This is a genomic window from Intrasporangium sp. (assembly GCF_030452765.1).
Lineage (GTDB): Bacteria > Actinomycetota > Actinomycetes > Actinomycetales > Dermatophilaceae > Intrasporangium_A.
In genome coordinates this window covers 1-5,285 of record NZ_JAKDLO010000246.1, presented here as the reverse complement: position 1 = coordinate 5,285, position 5,285 = coordinate 1, and the positions used below count along the sequence as shown (strand labels likewise).

The following is a 5,285-nucleotide window of genomic DNA, read 5'->3' as shown; positions in this document are numbered from 1 at the left end:
AGGTCATCCGATGTTTGACACGAACCGTGGGCCCCGTCCCGTCATCTTCGGAAGTCCGGCATTAACCTGTCACTCGGGGGCAGAGGGGGGTCAGAGGACCTTCGACAGGAACGACCTGGTCCGCTGGTGCTGGGGGTTGTTCAGCACCTCGCGCGGGTGGCCCGACTCGATGACGACACCACCGTCCATGAAGACCAGCTGGTCGCCGACCTCGCGGGCGAAGCCCATCTCGTGGGTCACCACCACCATCGTCATGCCGTCGTCGGCCAGCTGCCGCATGACGTCGAGCACCTCACCGACGAGCTCCGGGTCGAGCGCGGAAGTCGGCTCGTCGAAGAGCATGAGCTTGGGCTGCATGGCCAGGGCCCGGGCGATGGCCACGCGCTGCTGTTGGCCGCCGGAGAGGTGGTTGGGAAAGGCGGCGTGCTTGTCCGCCAGCCCGACCCGCTCGAGCAGCACCTGCGCTCGTTCGGTTGCGGCGTGTCTGGGCTCGCCCTTGACGCGCATCGGCGCCTCGGTGATGTTGTCCAGGACGGACATGTGGGGGAACAGGTTGAAGCGTTGGAACACCATGCCGATCTGCTCGCGCTTCGCGGCGACCTCGTGTTCCTTCAGCTCGTGGAGCTTGTCGCCCTGCTGGCGGTACCCCACGAGCTCCCCGTCGACGGCGAGACGGCCACCATCCACCTTCTCGAGGTGGTTGATGCAGCGCAGGAAGGTCGACTTGCCCGAGCCCGACGGTCCGACGATGCAGAAGACCTCGCCGCGCTCCACCTGCAGGGTGATGCCTTTGAGCACCTGAAGGTGTCCGAAGTGCTTGCGCACGTCCTCGGCCTGAACCATCGGCGTCGTAGTCGGCATGGTGTTTGTGGTCATGCTTGTGGTCACCGGATCCCTCCCGTGCTCGACAGCGGTGTGTCAGAGGGCGGTTTTCCGTGGAACTGTGTCAGGTTTCGCCAGAGGCGTTGCCAGATGGAGATGGGCTCCGCGCGGCGGGTCCCACGCGAGTAACGGCGCTCGATCCGGCTCTGGATCATCGTCAGGATCGTCGTGACGATGAGGTACCAGATGGATGCCACGAGGAGCAGCGGGATGATCTGGAAGGTTCGCGCCGAGATGATCTGGGCCGAGTAGAGCAGGTCTGCGAGCGAGATCACGCTGACCAGGGACGTCGTCTTGAGCATCGAGATGACCTCGTTGCCGGTAGGCGGGATGATGACGCGCATGGCCTGGGGTAACACGATGCGGCGCATCGTCAGGCGGCGTCGCATGCCCAGGGCTTGGGATGCCTCGACCTGTCCCTCGTCTACCGAGTGGATGCCCGCGCGCACGATCTCGGCCATGTAGGCGCCCTCGTTGAGCCCCAGCCCGAGCAGGGCCGCGACGAACGGGGTGATGACCGCGTTCGCATCCACCACCATGAACTCCGGCCCGAACGGAATGCCGAAGGAGATCCGGGGGAACAGGGCGGCGAGGTTGTACCAGAGCAGGAGCTGCACCAGGACTGGGGTCCCACGGAAGAACCAGATGTAGAGCCCGCTCGCCCCGGACAGGATGGGGTTGGGCGAGAGGCGCATCACCGCGAGCACGATGCCCAGCACGATGCCGATCGCCATGACGACGACGGTGAGCAGCAGGGTCATGCCCAAGCCGCTCAGGATCGCCTTCGTCGTGAAGAAGTTGCCGACGACGCCCCACTCGAAGTTCGGGTTCGTCAGGATCGTGCTGACGAGCATTGCCGCCAGCACGAGCACGCCGAGGATGGCAACCCATCGGCCGGGATGGCGCACCGGGACCACGGTCAGCGGCGTCGCCTTGGGCGACGCCGTGACCGCGGAACCGGCCGGGACCTGGGGGTCAGCCACTGATTTCATTGATCTTCGGTGCCTGGACGGCGCCGGCCTCCATGTTCCACTTCTTGAGTGTGGACGCGTAGGTCCCGTTCGAGATCATCACCTCGAGCGCCTTCTGCACGGCCTTGTCCAGGTCGTTGTCCTTGGGGGACGCGATTCCGAACGGCGCCGGGTTGTACGGCTGCCCCGTCGCAACCTCGAACTTGCCGCCCGACAGCTTCGCGGTGTATCCCGCGTTGGAGCCGTCGGTGAGGACGGCCTGGACGCGACCGCTCTGCAGCGACAGGCCCAGGTCGTTCGAGCCCGGGACGACGGTGGCCGCGATCGCGGGCTTGCCGGCCGACGTACAGACCTTGTCGAGCGCCGGGACTGACTTCAGGGCCTGGGTGCTGCCCTTGAGGACCGCGATCCTGACACCGCACAGGGAGTCACCGATGGTCAGGTTGCCCGGGTTCCCCGCCTTGACCATGAGGCCGTCGCCCTCGTAGTAGTACGTGACGAAGTTGACCTGCTTGGCCCGCTCTGCGGTCACGGTGAAGCCGGAGATCCCGAGGTCGTACCGGCCGCTCGCGAGGGACGGGATGATCGAGTCGAAGGCTGCGTCGTGGATCTCGAGCTTCAGGCCCATCAGCTTCGCCAGGGAGGATGCGACGTCGGCGTCGAACCCGATCACGGTCTTGTTGTCCGTGTCGTAGAACTCGAAGGGTGGGTACTGCGCCTCCATTCCGATCGCGAGCACACCCTTGTCCTTCACGGCCGGCGGAAGCAGCGCAACCACGCCGGGGTCGGCTCCGTTGGCAGCCCCGGGCTGCGATGAGCCGGGCCCGGCGGTCGAGCCCGTTGGGGTGGTGTCCCCGGTGGTCGCGCACGCTGCGAGGGTAAGCGCGGTCGCGAGGGCGAGGACGCCCGTTGCCGTGGCGCGGCTACGGAGTCGGCAATGTGTCATCGAGGTCATCAAGGGTGCACCTTCCAAGGGGGGCTGGGCCTCAGGACGAGGTGCGGCCGTAGAACAGCTCTGAGGTCAGGTCGTTCAGGCGCATGTCGGGCACCTCTCCGTAGGTGAGCACGGAGTTGATCCGGGGGGTCGTGCCCTCGATCGGGGTCACCCAGTGCAGGGCGTTGTGCCCGTGGAAGAACGCGAGCGTGCCAGGGGCGCTCGGCAGCACCTTCAACCCTGCCGTGTCCCCCTCGAGGACACGCTGAACGCCGCCGTAGTTGGGGTCCTCGTCCGAGCGCAAGCCTGGTGCGTAGACGAACTCGCCCCCCTTGTCGGCCTGCTGGTACATCACCGTCACCGAGAACTCGCTACGGTCGAAGTGCCAGCCCAGCTCGTCGCCCGGCTCGAAGGTCGTCATCTGCAGCGCATCGAGCGGGTCCGCGCTGCGGTAGAGGACCGGCTTGTCGAGCACCCGCCGGATGAACTCGGTCAGGTCGTCGGACTCGTAGAGCCGCCGCAGCGGCGCGTCGGACGGAATGTGGTCGTAGGCGATGCCGTGCTTGGCCGAGCGGACGGTGCGCGCCCTGGGGTGGCCCGCAGGGACATCGGCTGCGGCCGGCTCGAAGTAGATCGTGTGGGTCTGGTCGGACTTCCACGCCTTGTCCGACAGTCCGGTGGCGAGTTCGACCATCACGGCGACGGCGCTGGGGGTGATGAAACCTGGGAGGTGGCAAACACCCTCGTCGGTGAGCATCTGTCGGCAGCGGCCGACGAGCTCGCGACCACGGTCGCTGTCAAGGTCGTGGATCGGGTAGCTGTCGAGGTCGACGACATCGGCGTAGGCAGGGCTGTTGACGGTGACGGAAGACATGCTGGCCTCCTGGCCTGGGAGTGGGAGTGGGCCTGCCGAACGGACGGCACTGGCGCGGCGTCAAGGCGGGAGCCCGCCTGACGGTTCGTTGATCGTATTGGGAGGATCGGATAAGCACAATTCACGCTATTGCTAGTATCGATTACTGTTCCTTATATTGGCTGGATGGTCCAGGTCCCATCCCCGCGAGCTCTCGAACTGCGCCACCTCGTGGCGCTTGCTGCCATCGGGCGTGAGGGATCCTTCAGCCGGGCGGCAGAGAGCCTGGGCTACACCCAGTCCGCGATCAGCCAGCAGATCGCCAGCCTCGAGCGGTCGGTCGGACACAAGCTCCTCGAACGACCCGGCGGCTCCGGGACCGTGTCGCTCACCGCAGCCGGCCGCGTCCTCGTCGGACATGCAGACGCGATCGTCGCCCGCCTGGCCAGCGCTCGAGCCGATCTGGACGCCCTCGCACACGGCGAGGCCGGAGTACTGAGGGTCGGCTGCTACCAGAGCGTCGGGGTCCGGATCCTGCCACGCATCCTGCGTGAGTTCCGCCGCGCCTGGCCACGGGTGGCGGTTGAGCTGACCGAGGCCGAGGACGACGGGGAGCTGCTCGCCCTGGTCGAGCAGGGCCGGATCGACCTCGCCTTCGTCGCTGCTCCGATGCCCGAGGGACCCTTCGCCCACCGCGAGCTGCTCGAGGACCCCTATGTGGTCGTGGTCGCAGAGGCCAACCCCTTGATCCACGATGCCCCGGTGACCCTGGACGGCCTGGCCGGTGTGCCTCTGGTGACCTACGCCCAGATGCGCGAGGTCCACTCCATCGAGAACCGCCTCGGTCACCCCGAGCTCATCCACCAGATCGTGTTCCGGTCCAACGACAACGGCACCATCCTCGGTCTGGCCGCCTTGGGCGTCGGCGCCGCCGTCATCTCGTGGCTGTCAGTGGATCCCTTCCGCGCCGGAGTCCGCACCATGCCATTGGCGGGGGTGAACCCGCGGATCGTCGGGATCGCTTGGCATCGCGACCGTTACCGCATTGCGGCCGCCGATGCGTTCATCGAGCTCGCCGCCCGTGAGGCCAGCCGGGAACAGGCTCTTGCGGCCGAGACGTTGTCAGCCCTGCCCTCGCGAACGATCCAGTCACGCGGACGTGCTGGGCGCCCCGGCACGCCAGGGTAGGGACCAGGGCCCGAGCAAGCCGCGTGCCGCTCAGCCGGGCTCCCAGATGGCACGTTGGCAGCCGCCCAGACTGCGACCACGGTCAGCATCGTTTCCTGCCGGCCGCACCGACGCCGGGGAGCCTACGGGTCGACCCACGCACTGCCGCTGTCGCACGCGCCCTGCTCGCCACCGGCGACCCCCTCCTGGATGGGTTGATGCACCCAAGGGCGGCCAGGGTGTGAGAAAGAGCTCCTGAAGCGGCCCGGTTGGGGCCAGTGCCTGGCACAACCCGCCGCTGAGGAAAGCCAACGATTCCAAGTACTCCGGAGCGGTTTTCCGCAACGTCCGGTGTTGATCGTAAAATCTCCTTGGCACAGAAGACAACGGGTTCGCCATCACCCAAGCGCGGACCGGCCAAGCCTTAGTGGTCAGGATCGTAAGTTCGTCGGGGGTCAGGTCCAGGCGGTGGGGTCGC

At 66.9% G+C, this 5,285-nt stretch carries 5 protein-coding genes; 1 reads left to right on the top strand and 4 read right to left on the bottom strand.

Features of this window, described 5'->3' with window-relative positions; genetic code table 11:
• Nucleotides 1-90: 90 nt before the first annotated feature.
• The 4 genes from L0H79_RS20435 to L0H79_RS20420 form a co-directional block, all read right to left on the bottom strand.
• The gene (locus L0H79_RS20435) at nucleotides 91-876 is read right to left on the bottom strand and encodes an amino acid ABC transporter ATP-binding protein (RefSeq protein WP_301486480.1); all 786 of its coding nucleotides are present in this window, start codon (nucleotides 874-876) and stop codon (nucleotides 91-93) included.
• 8 nt (nucleotides 877-884) lie between these two features.
• On the bottom strand, nucleotides 885-1,865 hold the full coding sequence (locus L0H79_RS20430; protein ID WP_301486479.1) for an amino acid ABC transporter permease: 981 nt from the start codon (nucleotides 1,863-1,865) through the stop codon (nucleotides 885-887).
• A complete protein-coding gene (locus L0H79_RS20425) occupies nucleotides 1,858-2,631 on the bottom strand; it encodes an ABC transporter substrate-binding protein (RefSeq protein WP_301486478.1) in 774 nt (257 codons plus the stop codon). The genes L0H79_RS20430 and L0H79_RS20425 overlap by 8 nt, the downstream gene beginning before the upstream one ends.
• Before the next feature lie 208 nt (nucleotides 2,632-2,839).
• A complete protein-coding gene (locus L0H79_RS20420; RefSeq protein WP_301486477.1) occupies nucleotides 2,840-3,661 on the bottom strand; it encodes a hypothetical protein in 822 nt (273 codons plus the stop codon).
• Nucleotides 3,662-3,826: 165 nt separating this feature from the next.
• Here L0H79_RS20420 and L0H79_RS20415 point away from each other — a divergent pair, with 165 nt between their 5' ends.
• The gene (locus L0H79_RS20415; protein ID WP_301486476.1) at nucleotides 3,827-4,828 is read left to right on the top strand and encodes a LysR family transcriptional regulator; all 1,002 of its coding nucleotides are present in this window, start codon (nucleotides 3,827-3,829) and stop codon (nucleotides 4,826-4,828) included.
• Nucleotides 4,829-5,285: the final 457 nt, after the last annotated feature.